Below are 15,542 nucleotides of genomic sequence, written 5' to 3'. Positions count from 1 at the left end.
GTTAAAAGGGGAAACCTTTTTTGGGAACCTGTTTTCCGGGTATCTCATGAGAATGCTATATCCGAAAAAAATCCCAAAAATTATTTTTTATTTAAATCCGGTATCACGGAGATTTTAAAATATTATTTGTAATTTTTACCTGCGTAAGAAAACTTGTCGCTTTCTCCGCCTTTTAAGACGATATAGAGCCAGATGTATAATGATTTAATAGTCCCGAACTGCACATATCTTCGCATTGAAAACTGAACCTTCATCTTTGTATTCAGTTTTACCTTTCCAATTTTTCTCATTCTCTGTGCAATCTCAAGGTCATCCCCTGCATCAATACACTTGTATCCGTCTAAGTTTCGGTATGCATCTTTTGTAAATGCGGTATTGCACCCGAGGGTGTAGTAAAGAGTGTGGGTATAATACCCGAGTCTTGAGAATGTGTTTGCAAGTGCAAGATAAAACTTGAATTTGATGCCTGGTTCAAGAGGGTAAACCGTTCCGTAAAGCTGGACAATATCTTCATTTTCCTTAAAGGACTTTAAAATTGTCTCCAGCCAGTCCGGAGGGATGATACAGTCCGCATCCGTTGTTGCGATAATATCAGCCTTTGCAAGGGCCGCACCATCATTTCTTGCTCCGCCAACCTTTTTGCTGGTCTGGATTATTACGGTGTCTGCAATCTTTTCCGCATATTCACGTGTTTTGTCCTTTGAGTTGCCGTCAACTACAATAAGCTCATATTCATCCCTTGGAATTGTCTGTTTAGAGAGGGATTCCAGACAGGGAGTAATATTTTTTTCTTCATTAAAGGTCGGGATAACCACTGATATTCTGGGCGCCATTTGTTCTTTATTATTTGACCTTTAATGAGCAATATATATTGGTATCAGTGAATCTGAATAAAAAAAGTGACAGTTACGCTTTAATCCGGAAGCTGACTGGTAATTAATAAAAAAATGCTTCTTCATGAAAATGATAGTATCATTTTCTTCAAACAATACCTAAAAAAAATCATTTAATGCACTTTTTTAACGTAAAATAAGAATGTAGAATAAAAAAATTATAAGGGTGGCTTATTCCTGATTTTTGTATCTGTTTTCAATGTAGTTTAGCACATGCCTGATGCATCCGTCCATGTTTATGTATTCAAACTCTGAAAAACGACCAACAAGATCGATATTGAGTGCTTCAACATACTCACGTACTGTTTTTATGTTTTTTTGGTATTCTGTGTCATACACCACATATGCAAACTCAAATCTCTCAACCGTTGAGTACCTGACAAGGTTTTTGTCTGTTATTATATCCATCTTAATGAGGCCTTCTGTTACATGGTCAATCAGTTCCTCATCAGTCATCTTTGATACATCATCGCCTTCGTTATAGGTGATTTCAGCAAGAACGGATGAACAGCCCTTTGGAGCAACCTCGGTTGAATAGTTTGAAGGGAAGGAGATCCTGTTGAATTTACCAAGCTCTGTCTGAGGGACATAAAGCCATGAAATATCGCTTAACTCACCTTCAACACCAATACCCACACATGCAATTGAGTTGTATTTGAGATCATTGCATGCTGTTTTAATATCGTCCGGGATATTTTCAAGGCATGGAAGAAGCACCTGAAGAGGAAGAGTGTTGATGACACGGCTGCATATAATATCCTCTTTGCCGTCTGAAATTACAAATCCCTCTCCGTCTTTGTTTTCCCTGACAGATTCCACACAAAATCCTGTTCTGATTTTGCTTAATACAGGTTCTGCAATGGCCTGTGTGAGGGCTTCGATTCCCCCGTTTACAGGGTATGTGAATACAGACTGGTGCGTATAGCCTTCTGTCTCGATGCCGATTGCCGATTTAATTATATCTTCAACAGGCGGTCTTGGAATTCTTCCGTCAACCCAGTGATGCGACATCTTTTCTGTTGGGAAATTCCAGATTTTTTCATTGTATGGCACCATGTAAGATTCGGCAATTCCTTTTCCGAATGTCAGATATATCCATTCCCTGAAGTTTTCAGGATCTTTTAATTCCCCTTTTTCATGTGCAATCAGGGTTTTTATGAATTCATTAATGCAAAAGAAGCGGTCTTCTGCCGGAAGCTGATAGAGGCCGTTTTCAAAGGGATATTTTACGTAGTTTCCCTTGAAAAAGATTTTTGTATTGCGGTTTCTTGTATCTTTGTTTTCTCTTAATACTTCCCTCATGAAGTCGTTTACTTCAGTATCGCGGCTGAAAATGATGTGTGATCCGCCTATGTCAAAAGTAAATCCGTCTTCTGTTTTTGAACGGCACAGACCACCGTATTTTTCTTCCTTTTCAAGCACGACAACTTCTTCGCCTGTTAATGAAAGCAGGCGTGCAAGGGTTAGTCCGGTCAGTCCTCCACCAAGGATTGCAGTTTTCACACTATATGTTTTGAATTTTGGTTTACTAATAATCTTGTTGTGTTGAATCAACCTTTTTGATGTGGTTTTTTAGTATTGTGTTTACAAATAATAACCCAATCTGACTTTCAGGAGTTTAATCATAATGGACACTTCAATTAAGACTGTAAAGGGAAGAGAAATTCTCGATTCCCGTGGAAACCCGACCGTTGAAGCTGATGTATATCTTGAATGTGGCATTTTAGGCCGTGCGGCATGCCCTTCAGGTGCATCTACCGGTATCCATGAGGCTGTCGAGCTTCGTGACGGTGACAAGGCACGTTTCGGTGGAAAAGGTGTCACGAAGGCTGTTTCAGGTGTGAATGACAAAATTGCGGCAGCTGTTGCAGGGATGGATGCATGCGGTCAGAGAGCGGTTGATGATGCAATGATCGCTCTTGACGGGACAGAAAACAAGGGCAGCCTTGGGGCAAATGCAATACTTACAGTCTCAATGGCTGTCGCCCGCACCGCTGCACAGGCAAAGGGAATGCCGCTCTGGCAGTACCTTGGTGAGTCCGGCGAGGCAACACTTCCCGTTCCCTGTATGAATATCATGAACGGCGGTGCACATGCAAACTGGCAGGGTGCAGACCTTCAGGAATTCATGATTGCTCCTTACGGTGCACCAAACTTTAAAGAGGCTCTTCGCTGGGGTGCGGAGGTTTACCAGTCACTAAAGGCACTCTTAAAAGAGAAGGGGCATTCAACCGGTGTCGGTGACGAGGGCGGATTTGCACCAAAGGTTCCGTCAAATGAAGAACCCTTAAAGCTCATAGTTGAAGCAATAGAGAAAGCAGGCTACAAACCAGGCGAAGAGATTGGAATTGTCCTTGACCCTGCATCAAGTGAAATATACAAAGACGGACTCTATGATCTCAAAACAGAGGGAAGAAAACTGACCTCCGAAGAGATGGTTTCATTTTACAAAGACCTCTGCGAAAAATATCCTATAGTTTCAATTGAAGACGGACTTGCGGAAGATGACTGGGACGGCTGGAAGATGCTCACCGATGCAATCGGTGACAAAGTGCAGCTTGTCGGAGACGATCTGTTTGTAACAAATGTAAAAAGAATGGAGATGGGTATTGAGAAGGGAGTTGCAAACGCTGTCTTAATCAAGCTCAACCAGATAGGAACCGTTTCAGAAACCATCGATGCAATACGCCTTGCACAGAAAAACGGATGGGGTGCAATGGTCTCTCACAGAAGCGGTGAGACTGTTGATTCATTCATTGCAGACCTCTCCGTTGCGCTTGGCACAGGTCAGATAAAAACAGGAGCCCCTGCAAGAGGGGAAAGGGTTGAGAAATACAACCAGCTTTTAAGAATAGAAGAAGAAATGGGTGATTCTGCAAAATTTGCAGGCAGAAGCGCCTTTGTAAGATAAATATTAATTTAATAAAATCAGCCGTGAAGATCCGGTCCGCCGGTCTTCATTTCATTTTTAATCGTACCTGAAATTTTTGAATATCTACGGGATAGATTTAATATAATTTAGTCACTTTATCCCATCATCAGATGGGGACCTATGAAGAATTTGTTTTCAGGGGATGATTTGGATTCTCCTAAATTTCTGGCGGCAAGGGAGGCTATGGTGGAAAACCAGATAATAAGACGAGGTATTAGTGATCAAAATGTAATTTCGGCAATGCTTTCTGTTCCCCGCCATCTGTTTGTGCCGCCGGGCGAGAGAAGTTATGCTTATGTGGACAGCCCTCTTCCGATAGGGCACGGAGCCACAATATCCCAGCCGTTTATTGTCGGACTGATGACCGAACTTCTTGAACTAACCCCCCGTGATCGTGTACTGGAGATTGGGACCGGTTCAGGATACCAGGCAGCACTTCTTGCAGAAATTTCTTCAGAGGTAATCTCGCTTGAGCGTGTCCCCGAGCTTGCCGCGTTTGCTGAAAAAAACCTTGAAAATTTAAAGATAAAAAATGTGAGGATAATTGTCTGTGACGGGACGGGGTATATCGGAAACCTTGGCAGATTTGATGCGATAATAGTTACTGCGGCGTCACCTAAAATTCCGTATTATCTTGTTGACATCTTAAACGAAGGCGGAAGGCTTGTGGTTCCTGTCGGCGATTATCTCCAGCAGGAACTTTTAAAAGTTAAAATAAAAGACAAAAAACCCGTTTTGACCTGGCACGGCGGAGTCAGGTTTGTTCCTCTTGTCGGAAAAGAGGGGTGGGACAGTCTGGATTAATTAATCATTTTATTGTGTTTTGTTTTCCTGATTTCCCTGCTGCATCTTCAGCAGCAATCCCGATGGAGACTGCAATAATAAGAATCAAAATATACCTGAGTCCGATTTCCTTAAAATATGTCGTAATATCCATCCCGTTTATTGGCAGGAGTATTAAAAAATCCATGATCCAGTTTATGACAAGCCATGCTGCTCCTACAAAGAAGCCTTCAAAAATATAGAATTCGCTGACGCCTTTGAAATAATATGCGAGCAGAACTGTGCCGAATCCGCCGAAGAGGACGATCATTATCGTTTTAAAAAAAGTGATATCCACTGCGGGTTCTCCTGTTTTGGTATAGAAGAAAACTGATAAAGCAAGCGGCAAAAGCCATGTCAAAAATCCGAGTCCTGCAACTTTCAATAATTTATGGGGGTTTAATTCCATATATTTTTATATTGAAAATTTTCATGTTAAAATTATCTTTTTGTGCCCTGCGGTGTTTTTTTTGAAAGTCTTTTTTGGCCTTAAACTGCGCGACCTGATTTTTGTCCTTAAATATCTGATATAATGGAAGAAAATCCGGTTTTTGCCTGCATTATTTTCTGAAATTATCCATTATGATCAGGATGAAATAATGTCCTCATGGCAAAACTCCAATACCTCCCACGACATATAGTATAAGGAATGGTTTCTTTTTTGAAATTTAATGAGCTCAACATTTCTGATGAAATACTTAGAGCAATCGAAGATATGGGCTTTGAAGAGCCAACCCCTATACAACAACTTTCAATACCCCTGATAATGTCAGGCATTGATGTAACCGGGCAGGCTCAGACAGGTACAGGAAAAACAGCCGCCTTTGCGATACCGGTTATTGAAAAAATAGATTCAGACAATTGTCATGTTCAGGCAATTGTTCTTTCACCTACAAGAGAACTTACTATACAGATCGCAGAAGAGTTCAACAGACTTTTAAAATACCGCCGTGATGTTCGTGTAATTCCAATTTACGGTGGTCAGCCTATTGAAAGGCAGATTTCAGCTTTGAATAAAGGTGTCCAGGTAATCATCGGTACTCCGGGAAGAGTAATGGATCACCTCAAGAGAGGAACTTTAAAACTCTCAGGTGTCAGCACAATTGTACTCGATGAAGCTGATCAGATGCTTGATATGGGCTTTAAGGAAGATTTGGAGGATATCTTACAATACACTCCTGGAGACAGACAGACAATCCTCTTCTCTGCAACAATGCCAAAGCCTATCCTGAAGATATCAAAGGCTTTCCAGAAAAATCCTGAATTCCTTAAACTCAATACAAAAGAGCTTACAGTTCCTTCAATTGAACAGTCATACATTGAGCTTCGTGAAAAGGAAAAACTCGAAGTTCTCTGCAGACTCATCGATATAAACGGACCGGGACTCTCAATGATCTTTTGCAATACCAAAAGAAGAGTGGACGAAATTTCCTCCTCTATCCGCTCAAGAGGATATTTTGCAGAAGGTCTTCACGGTGACTTAAAGCAGAGCCAGAGGGACAATGTGATGAACAAATTCCGCAATGGCTCCATTGATATTTTAATTGCAACCGATGTTGCAGCCCGTGGTATTGATGTTGATGACATTGACACCGTATACAACTACGATGTCCCGCAGGATGTGGAGTATTATGTCCACAGAATAGGAAGAACAGGAAGAGCCGGAAAGACAGGCCGTGCGTATACATTTGTGGGTCCACGCGAGACCAACAAACTCCGTATGATCCAGAAGGTTGCAAATGTGAAGATCAGACGTACCCGCCCTCCAAGCATAAAGGATGTTGAGAACTGCCGTATTGAAAGGTTCCTCGACAATGTAAGGGAAGTTCTGGCAGAAAGCGATCTCTCGTCATATGTATCCGCTGTTGAAAGACTCATGGACGAAGACTATACATCAGTTGACATCTCTGCGGCACTTTTAAAACTTCACCTTGAAAGCGGATCAACAAGAGACAAAGCTGTGGAAGAGGTCAAATTCAACTCCGCTGAAACAGGAGCAGAGCCCGGAATGGTTCGCTTCTTTATCAATATCGGAAAAGCAAAGGGAATCCGCCCCGGAGATATTGTTGGTGCAATTGCAGGAGAGACTGATATTCCCGGAAGTTCAGTAGGTGCAATAAGCATTTACAATGACTTTTCATTTGTTGAAGTTCCTGAGAAATACGCTTCAGAAGTGTTTAGTATCATGAACGGCGGCACAATCCGCGGTAATGAAGTTTCATTTGAGCCGGCAAAGAGAGCAAGATCAAGAAGCTGATATTAATATAGATATAATGCTGAATTTGAAAATTTCTTCAGCATTTAATATTTTTTAATTACGTTTTTTTATAGTCAGCAAATCTGTTGTAATAAAATAAAAGTCATAATGACCTGTTGATTTCCTGCCTGATTTATTCTGAAATTATCTGAAGAATTCTTCTATTCTTGTCTGTCTGCTTCTGCCGCTTTCAAATCCCGATATTGATACTCCAATGAGCCTTACGGGTTTTTTATCAGTATCAATCAGATTCCTGAATATCTTTATTGCCAGATCTTTGATTATATCGGGGCTGTCAGTGCAGTGATCAAGTGTCACCGCCCGTGTTTTTGTAATGAACCCCGTGTACCTGATTTTAACAGTCACTGTCCTGAATCGAAAATCCTTTTCAATGAGTCTTTTGTGGATGTCTTCGCAGATCCATTCAATCGTTTTGGTTATTCTTTCCTCATCGGCTGTATCCTCCGGATATGTACGCTCCCGCCCGATTGATTTTCTCTCTCCTTTTTCCCTGACCTCCCTTTCATCCTTTCCCGTTGCAAGTTTTTGCATGTCAACGGCATGCTTTCCAAATACGGAAATCAGTTTCTGGATATCATAATCCGCCAGATCGGAGATTTTGAAAATACCAAGCCCTGAGAGTCTGCTTTGTGTTTTTTTCCCAATACCCGGGATCTTCCCTACATCCATCGGGTTTAAAAAATCCCTGACTTTATCAGGTGTCACAACTGTCAGGCCGTTGGGCTTTTGAAAGTCGGATGCAATTTTTGCAACCACCTTTGACGGAGCTACACCGACAGAGCAGGTAATGTTTTCCGTATTTCTGATTTTATCTTTTATCTCTTTTGCGAGATTTGATGCATTATAAAAATTTCCAAGGTATGTTACATCGAGATATGCCTCATCAACACTGACCTGCTGAAATTTATCAGAATACTCCCTTAAGATATTCATAACATTTTCAGAAACCAGGGCGTACAGCCTCATGTTTACGGGAAGAAAAATACCATCCGGACAGAGCATATATGCTTTTGTGACCGGCATTGCAGACCTGACGCCGAATTTACGTGCCTCGTATGAACATGTGCTCACAACGCCCCTGCCGGTTCCTGATTTGGGATCGGCGCCGATGATTACAGGTTTTCCTTTTAATTTCGGATTTTCCCGCATCTCCACAGAGGCGTAGAAACTGTCCATGTCCACATGGAGTATGATTCTGTCTTTTTGTCTGTATGGCATTAGGCAAAACTGATTTTCTAATATGTCTGGGCTGTTATTAATGAAAATCCGTGCGGTGTGAAATAAAAAAAGTATTTGATTAGTCTTTTGGCTGAATGTACCAGCCGGTCATTGTGTTATCAAGAACTTCCTCTGAATTTTTCGGTGTCAGAAGACTTACCACAATCATTGCAATGATTGCACAGGCAAGTGAGTATATCGAAAAGTGCATCGGAAGTTTTTCAACGAACTGGTAATAGTAAGCGAAAATTCCCGCAGATATAAGACCTGTGAGCATGGAAGCTATCGCCCCCTGCTTTGTTGCACGCCTCCAGTAAAGGCCTGCGATGAAAGGCACTGCAAATGTTGAAAGCATGACTCCTATTCCCATCCATATGAGGAATGCAAGCATTTCCGGTGGATTTAAAGCGAGTATGAGGGAGACAACCGCTGAAATTACCACACATATCTGGCTTAACCTCAGGACCTGCCTGTCAGATGCATCCGGTTTTAACAGATTTTTGTAAATGTCCCATGAGAACATTGTTCCGATTGTAAGCATGAGCCTGTCTGTTGTGGACATAACGGCTGCGAGCACAATCACTGCAAAGAGTGCCCATACAAACATATTGGGAGCGGCATATTCCACGCCATACATGAATGCAAAGTCCTGTGCGTTAACTGCTGTCGGCAAAACAAGCTTTCCCTCTTCTACCAAAACCCTTACAGCAAAGCCTGAGAACTTGACGAGGAGCATTACGACAAGGTATATTCCAAAGGCAATCAGCGGAGACCACTTGAAGAATTTGTCCTCTTTTGCAGCAAGCACATTGTTTACCACATGTGGTGCACAAGCAAGACCAATAGTCAGAAAAACCACAAACGAGAAGAGAAATTCCGGCGTGCAGAAGGCATAGGGTGCATATGCAGTCGGGTAGAAGGGCTGAACCATATTTGGATCAATTGTTGCCATTACTTCGTTTATGTGTGTCAGACCTCCTGCAGCAAAAATGACAATCGGTGCCATGAGCAAAACGCCGATGATCAGAATTCCGCCCTGTATGAGAGTTGTCCATGAAACAGCGTAAAGGCCGCCGATTACTGTATAAACTGTAATTATTATGGCCGAAATTATCAGTGCAAGCCTGTGATCTATGTCAAAAAGCCAGACTAATACAATACTAATTGCGGTGTACTGTCCGACAAGGTATATGAGTGATACGACAATTCCAGCGACTGCCGAAACGCCTCTTACTGCTTTTGGGCTTTCAAACCTGTGTGCGAAATAGTCCTCAACAGTCATGTAACCTGACTTTCTTCCGATGTAATGTAGTTTGACACCCAGGACAATGATTGCAAAGGATGCGGCAAGAGGCACTGCGAGCTGTTCCCATATTCCCGGCCAACCTGAAGTGTAGCCAAAACCTGAAACCCCGACAAGTGTCATTCCGCTGCATACGGATGCGACCATCAGGATTGTGAAAACCCAGAATCCAAGAGATCGCCCTGCAAGAATGTAATCCTCGGTATTGTGAACTTTTTTCGATGCCCAGCTTCCGATGTAGATAAGTGCAAGTGCATATATCGCAATAATTCCGACAGTGGATAAGTCAGCGTTCAAATCCCTGCCTCCCTGAACCGGAGCCCCCAGATTAAAAGTATGAATATTAATATTCCTGTCCCTGCTAAAACGGACAGGAGTGTTATATCAGGCAGACCAAACATTTTACCATGCTAATATGTGGCATGCTAACATATAACACAATTGATCGGTTTTTGTTATCCGTCTTATGCGGATATTTGTCGGGGTTTCTAAAAAAGAAGAAAAAAATATTGTAGATTTGCCTTATTTTAAATGATTAGTGTCTGAAGTATCTTATTCCTGTAAATACCATTGCGACATTGAGTCTGTTTGCGGCATCGATTACTTCCTGATCGCGTATTGAACCGCCGGGCTGAAGAAGTGCGGTGGCGCCTGCCTTTGCTGCCTCTTCTAGTGTGTCTGCAAACGGAAGGAAGGCATCTGATGCGACTGCTGATCCCTCAAGCGGGAAGTTGGATTTCATAACAGCAATCTGTGCAGAGTTCACACGGTTCATCTGTCCTGCACCGATTCCCAGAACGGATTTTCCCTTTGCAAAGATGATTGCATTGCTCTTTGTGTGCTTGCAGACCTTCATTGCAAGTTTCATTGACTCCATTTCTTCTGCTGTGGGTTCGCGTTCTGTTACAACCTGCCAGTTTTCAGTCAAATCTTTTGGAGTTTTCTGAAGAAGTGCACCACCGTCGATTGTTCTTACAGAGACTTCAGGCTCTTCCTCCGGTAAAACGAGGACACGCATGTTTTCCTTTCTGGTCATAATTTTAAGTGCTTCATCAGTGTAAGACGGAGCAATTACAACCTCGATAAATGTTGATGCAAGCTCTTCTGCCACATCTGCCCCGACTTCGCGGTTTAATGCAACTATTCCGCCGTATGCGGATACAGGGTCCACATCGCGGGCTGAGAGATATGCATCAAGGAGTTTTTCACCTGTTGCAACACCGCACGGGTTGTTGTGTTTTACGATTACGGAGGCTGTCTCTTCAAACTCTCTTAAAAGGCTCACTGCTGCGTCAACGTCAAGGTAGTTGTTGTATGACATCTCTTTACCCTGAAGTGTTGTCTGTCCTGCAATGCCTGTTTCACCATACACGGCAGCTTTCTGGTGTGGGTTTTCTCCGTAGCGGAGTGTTCTGCCGTTTCTAAACTGTACAGTGTAGACTTCCGGGAATTCTGAGTCGATGCTGTAGAAGTAGTTTGCAATCGCTGCATCATATGATGCGGTGCGTGCGAAGACTTTCTTTGCAAGGTAAAGTCTGTCTTTTTCTGTAAATCCTTCCCCTCTGACTGCCTCTTTTACCATATCGTAGTCTTTTGGATCGATTACCACTGCAACGTCTTTGAAGTTCTTTGCAGCTGCACGGATCATTGCAGGGCCGCCGATGTCGATGTATTCGACAAGTTCATTCAGCGGGAGATCCTTTCCTGACATCTCCTCAAAGGGATAGAGGTTTACGACCAGAAGATCGATTCCGGAGATGCCGTGCTCCTCCATTACGGCATCATCGATACCGCGTCTGCCCAAAAGCCCTCCGTGAATTTTCGGGTGGAGTGTTTTTACACGTCCGTCCATCATCTCAGGTGCGCCTGTGTAATCAGAAACTTCGGTAATATCAAGTCCTGCCTCGCGCAGTGTCTTTGCTGTACCGCCTGAACTTAAAATCTTAAAGTTAGCGGCTTTAAGTGTCTGTGCCAGTTCAATTATGCCGGTCTTATCCCAGACCGAGAGAAGTGCATATTTCATTGCTTTATTATTGTGTTTTTAAATCTCAATAATGTTGGTATGGTAATACCATACTCATTATCTGAATTGCAGGGCATTTTAATAAGTAAATATGAGAGAGCCATCAATAAAAAAAAGCCTTTTCTGGTGTCCTGAGTGTAATGTGCCCCTTATTGCAGGTACATGCGGTTGCGGGACAAGGGGTGTGGAGTTTCCGCTTCTAAAACCATATGACGTTCGCCCGGCACTTGAACATGACAGGACTCTGCTTTTAAATCTGCTTGAAGAGAGATTTGGTGGAGGAAAACTGCCAAAGATCGTTCTTTTCAATAAGACAGGCGGAACAGACAGGACTGATCTTGTAATCGCAAACGGTGTGCGCTTTGGATGGCTGAACTTTTCGCCTGTTACCAGGAAGTATTCATTTGAACCTTCTTTTGAGGCTCTTTCTTTTATCCTCCCTGATGTTTCCAAAAATATCGTTGATATCACGTCTTATATGAGGGAGAATAAAGGCAGGCGTCTTGGCGGAAAGAAAATTGAGTTCTCTGCCGATTGTGAGAACGGATGTGTAATCATACGTGTCGGCGGAAAATGGGGTGTTGGTAATTATCAGGACGGTTTTCTTAAAGTCAGACAGTTCGGGGTTGTTGAAGAAAAGCCCCTGCCTGATCCTGATTATTCAAATGTCATCCGCTGTAACAAAAAGCATCTGAAAAATATCGAAAGGCATGCGATTAGGTCCATCAAGATCGAAGTAAATCAGCATTCCTGGAAGAGACCCAACGCCAATGTTTCTTTCAGCGGTGGAAAGGACAGCACTGTCGTTCTTGAACTTGCTAAACGTGCCGGTATTACTGATTCATATTTTGTCGATACAGGTATGGAGTTTCCACAGACAATTGAATTTGTGGAATCGATGAATATCGGGCAGAAATTTCAGGGTGGGGACTTTAAAAGTGAGCTTGCACAAAGGGGCATTCCAAAAAAGGACAACCGCTGGTGCTGTGAGAGGCTTAAACTTCATCCTGTGAGCAACTGGCTGAATGAAGAGGGGGGATGCGTAACTGTGCAGGGTAACAGGTGGTATGAATCCTTTGCAAGATCAGGGCTTCCTGCCGCAATAGAGAATCCTTACAACAATAAGCAGATTAACATCTCGCCGATACGAAGCTGGCGTGCACTTGAGGTTTTTTTGTATATCTGGTGGAGAGAACTTCCATACAATCCCCTGTATGATCTTGGCTTTGAGCGTGTCGGATGCTGGATGTGTCCTGCAATGCTTGAGAGCGAGGCCGAGAGGGTAAAAGAGCTTTTGCCTGAAAAATACGGGGAATGGATGGAATACCTGCGCTCATGTGCGGAAAAAAACAAATTTCCCAAATGCTACGTTGACCTTGGTCTGTGGAGATGGGATGAACTCCCTCCGAAAATGGTTGAACTTTTAGATGAGTATAATCTCTCAAAAAATCAGGAAAAACCCACAGAATAATATTTTATTAAAAAATGTTTTTTTTGTTCCTCTGATTTTATTATTTTACATGGTCCATCTAATCACAACTTATATATAGAACTGCAAACAGATAATCAAAAAAGATTATATAGAACTACAAACCACCATATATGGTATTGTTAGTAACAACCTCTCTATAATGGGGAATTGACGTATGAACAATGAAAATGCAGAGAAAAAAATGTCTGATGAAGAGAAGATTTCAGACTCTTCAGCAAAGGCAGAAGATGTTTCTGATAAATCATCTGAAGAATCTTTGAAAAAGGAGGAGAAGGCCTCCCGTGAAGAAGAACTTCAAAAAGAACTCGACAGTCTTAATGAAAAATATCTCCGTCTTGCTGCTGATTTTGAGAATTTCAGAAAGCGAAGTGCGAAGGATTCCGAAGCACGTGTAAATCGTGCAATCGAAAAATTTGCAGTAGAGATGCTTGAGGTATCTGACAACATCGAAAGGGCACTGAAATCTGATGATTCCTGCCTTCGTGAAGGTGTTGAGCAGATCAGAAAAATATTTGCAAAAGTTTATGAAAATTATTCAATCTCTCCGATAGAGTCGTTACAACAGCAGTTTGATCCCGTAAAGCATGAAGCAATAGCATATGTTCCGTCTGAGTGCAAAGACGGAGTAATAATTGATGAAGTCACCCGCGGTTATTGTATGGATGACAAAGTAATCAGATGTGCAAAAGTAGCAGTATCGAAAGGAAATAAGGAGGAAAACTAAAATGGCTTCTAATAAAATTCTTGGAATAGATCTTGGTACAACAAACTCATGTATGGCAATAATGGAAGGCGGCAAACCTGTTGTTATCCCCAATGCAGAGGGAGGACGCACAACGCCTTCTGTTGTGGCATTCTCAAAAGACAATGAACGTCTCATAGGAAACGTCGCAAAACGCCAGGCAGTCACAAATACCGATAAAACAATTATCTCTATCAAGAGAGACATGGGAACAGACCGCAAGGTCAAAATCGATGATAAGGAGTTTACCCCGCAGGAAATCTCCGCAATGATTCTTCAGAAACTGAAAGTTGACGCTGAAGCATATCTTGGAGAAGAAATTACAAAGGCTGTCATCACTGTTCCTGCATACTTTAACGATGCACAGAGGAATGCAACAAAGGATGCCGGAAAGATTGCAGGTCTTGAAGTTCTCCGTATCATCAACGAACCTACCGCAAGTGCCCTTGCATACGGTGTTGACAAGGAAGATGAAGCAACAATCCTTGTATATGATCTTGGAGGCGGAACATTCGATGTTTCAATCCTGACACTCGGTGACGGTGTATTTGAAGTTCAGGCAACCGCAGGTGACAACCGCCTTGGTGGTGACGACTTTGACAAGTGTATCATGGACTACATTGTCGATGAGTTCAAAAAGCAGGAAGGAATCGATCTCGCCAAAGACAAGATGGCAATGCAGCGTATCCGCGATGCAGCAGAAAACGCCAAAAAAGAGCTGTCAACAGTCCAGAAAACAAACATCAACCTTCCATACATCACAACCGATTCATCAGGGCCTAAATTCCTTGATATGGATCTGACACGCTCAAAGTTTGAGCAGCTTATCGGAGACCTTGTTGACAAGACAATCGGACCTGTTAAGCAGGCAATGGACGATGCAGGACTCAAGGCAGCTGATATCAACCATGTGCTTCTGGTCGGCGGTTCAACCCGTGTCCCGATGGTCCAGGAAAGAATCAAATCACTTCTCGGAAAAGAGCCTGACAAGGGAATTAACCCTGATGAATGTGTGGCAGTCGGTGCTGCAATTCAGGGTGGTGTCCTCACAGGTGAGGCAAAGGATGTTGTTCTTCTTGATGTGACCCCGCTGACACTCTCCATTGAAACAATGGGCGGTATCGCAACAAAGCTCATTGAGAGAAACACAACAATCCCGACAAAGAAGAGCCAGATCTTTACAACAGCGGCGGACAACCAGACCAGTGTTGAGATCCACGTTGTTCAGGGAGAACGTGCCCTTGCAGCAGACAACTTCACACTCGGTAAATTCCAGCTCACCGGAGTTCCTCCCGCACCCCGTGGAATCCCTCAGATTGAGGTGACATTCGATATTGATGCAAACGGCATCATCAATGTATCCGCAAAGGACCTTGGAACCGGAAACAGCCAGGCAATCACAATCTCCGGAGACAAACGCCTATCTGATGATGAGATTGAACAGATGGTCAACAAGGCAAAGGACTTCGAAGAGGAAGACAAAAAGAAGCGTGAAGAGATTGAGATTAGAAACAGTGCAGACAATTCAATATTTGCCGCAGAAAAACTCCTGAAAGAAAGCGAAGACAAGATCGAGGCTGAGGATAAGGAAAAGATCGAGGCAGGTGTTGAAAAAGTCAAAAAGGCTGTTGAAACCGATGATCTTGAAGCCATCAAAAAGGATGTTGAAGAGCTCACTGAAGCAGTATTTTCAGCTTCAACAAAGATGTATCAGAAAGCTGCAGAAGCAGAAGCCGCTAAAGAACAGGGCGGCGAAGCAGCAAAAGATACAGCCGATGAAGATGTGGTCGATGCAGACTACGAAGTAAAAGACGACAAGAAGAACGAGTAAATGGCCGG

The 15,542-nt window shown here is 42.8% G+C and carries 12 protein-coding genes; 6 read left to right on the top strand and 6 right to left on the bottom strand.

Annotation, left to right across the window (positions count from 1 at the left end):
- Positions 1 to 122: 122 nt before the first annotated feature.
- A complete protein-coding gene (locus F1737_RS07740) occupies positions 123 to 833 on the bottom strand; it encodes a glycosyltransferase (RefSeq protein WP_317136013.1) in 711 nt (236 codons plus the stop codon).
- A 231-nt stretch (positions 834 to 1,064) separates the two neighbouring features.
- Positions 1,065 to 2,396 (bottom strand): protoporphyrinogen/coproporphyrinogen oxidase, encoded by a 1,332-nt coding sequence (locus F1737_RS07735; RefSeq protein WP_317136012.1) that lies wholly within the window; start codon positions 2,394 to 2,396, stop codon positions 1,065 to 1,067.
- 124 nt (positions 2,397 to 2,520) lie between these two features.
- Here F1737_RS07735 and eno point away from each other — a divergent pair, with 124 nt between their 5' ends.
- On the top strand, positions 2,521 to 3,804 hold the full coding sequence (gene eno, locus F1737_RS07730; protein WP_317136011.1) for a phosphopyruvate hydratase: 1,284 nt from the start codon (positions 2,521 to 2,523) through the stop codon (positions 3,802 to 3,804).
- Between the two features lie 141 nt (positions 3,805 to 3,945).
- Entirely contained in the window at positions 3,946 to 4,629 is a 684-nt protein-coding gene (locus F1737_RS07725) for a protein-L-isoaspartate(D-aspartate) O-methyltransferase (protein ID WP_317136010.1), read from the top strand.
- Positions 4,630 to 4,633: 4 nt separating this feature from the next.
- Here the strand turns inward: F1737_RS07725 and F1737_RS07720 are convergent, their stop codons facing one another.
- A complete protein-coding gene (locus F1737_RS07720; protein ID WP_317136009.1) occupies positions 4,634 to 5,056 on the bottom strand; it encodes a hypothetical protein in 423 nt (140 codons plus the stop codon).
- Positions 5,057 to 5,296: 240 nt separating this feature from the next.
- Between F1737_RS07720 and F1737_RS07715 the strand changes: the two genes are divergently transcribed.
- Complete coding sequence (locus tag F1737_RS07715) at positions 5,297 to 6,904, top strand: DEAD/DEAH box helicase (RefSeq protein ID WP_317136008.1); 1,608 nt, start codon at positions 5,297 to 5,299, stop codon at positions 6,902 to 6,904.
- Positions 6,905 to 7,048: 144 nt separating this feature from the next.
- On the opposite strand, the gene dinB is transcribed toward F1737_RS07715, so the two are convergent.
- The 3 genes from dinB to purH form a co-directional block, all read right to left on the bottom strand.
- A complete protein-coding gene (gene dinB, locus F1737_RS07710; RefSeq protein WP_317136007.1) occupies positions 7,049 to 8,143 on the bottom strand; it encodes a DNA polymerase IV in 1,095 nt (364 codons plus the stop codon).
- A 79-nt stretch (positions 8,144 to 8,222) separates the two neighbouring features.
- Positions 8,223 to 9,743: a sodium:solute symporter family protein gene (locus F1737_RS07705; protein WP_317136006.1), complete on the bottom strand. Its 1,521-nt coding sequence runs from the start codon at positions 9,741 to 9,743 to the stop codon at positions 8,223 to 8,225.
- A gap of 238 nt (positions 9,744 to 9,981) precedes the next feature.
- On the bottom strand, positions 9,982 to 11,469 hold the full coding sequence (gene purH, locus F1737_RS07700; protein WP_317136005.1) for a bifunctional phosphoribosylaminoimidazolecarboxamide formyltransferase/IMP cyclohydrolase: 1,488 nt from the start codon (positions 11,467 to 11,469) through the stop codon (positions 9,982 to 9,984).
- A 91-nt stretch (positions 11,470 to 11,560) separates the two neighbouring features.
- Between purH and F1737_RS07695 the strand changes: the two genes are divergently transcribed.
- The 3 genes from F1737_RS07695 to dnaK all read left to right on the top strand — a co-directional run bounded on the left by F1737_RS07695 (position 11,561) and on the right by dnaK (position 15,534).
- Complete coding sequence (locus tag F1737_RS07695) at positions 11,561 to 12,940, top strand: phosphoadenosine phosphosulfate reductase domain-containing protein (RefSeq protein WP_317136004.1); 1,380 nt, start codon at positions 11,561 to 11,563, stop codon at positions 12,938 to 12,940.
- Positions 12,941 to 13,115: 175 nt separating this feature from the next.
- Positions 13,116 to 13,685: a nucleotide exchange factor GrpE gene (locus tag F1737_RS07690; RefSeq protein WP_317136003.1), complete on the top strand. Its 570-nt coding sequence runs from the start codon at positions 13,116 to 13,118 to the stop codon at positions 13,683 to 13,685.
- Between the two features lies 1 nt (position 13,686).
- Positions 13,687 to 15,534 (top strand): molecular chaperone DnaK, encoded by a 1,848-nt coding sequence (gene dnaK / locus F1737_RS07685; protein WP_317136002.1) that lies wholly within the window; start codon positions 13,687 to 13,689, stop codon positions 15,532 to 15,534.
- Positions 15,535 to 15,542 lie beyond the last annotated feature (8 nt).

This window comes from Methanoplanus sp. FWC-SCC4 (assembly GCF_032878975.1).
GTDB classification, from domain to species: Archaea; Halobacteriota; Methanomicrobia; order Methanomicrobiales; family Methanomicrobiaceae; genus Methanochimaera; species Methanochimaera problematica.
This window is presented reverse-complemented; position numbering and strand designations above follow the sequence as displayed.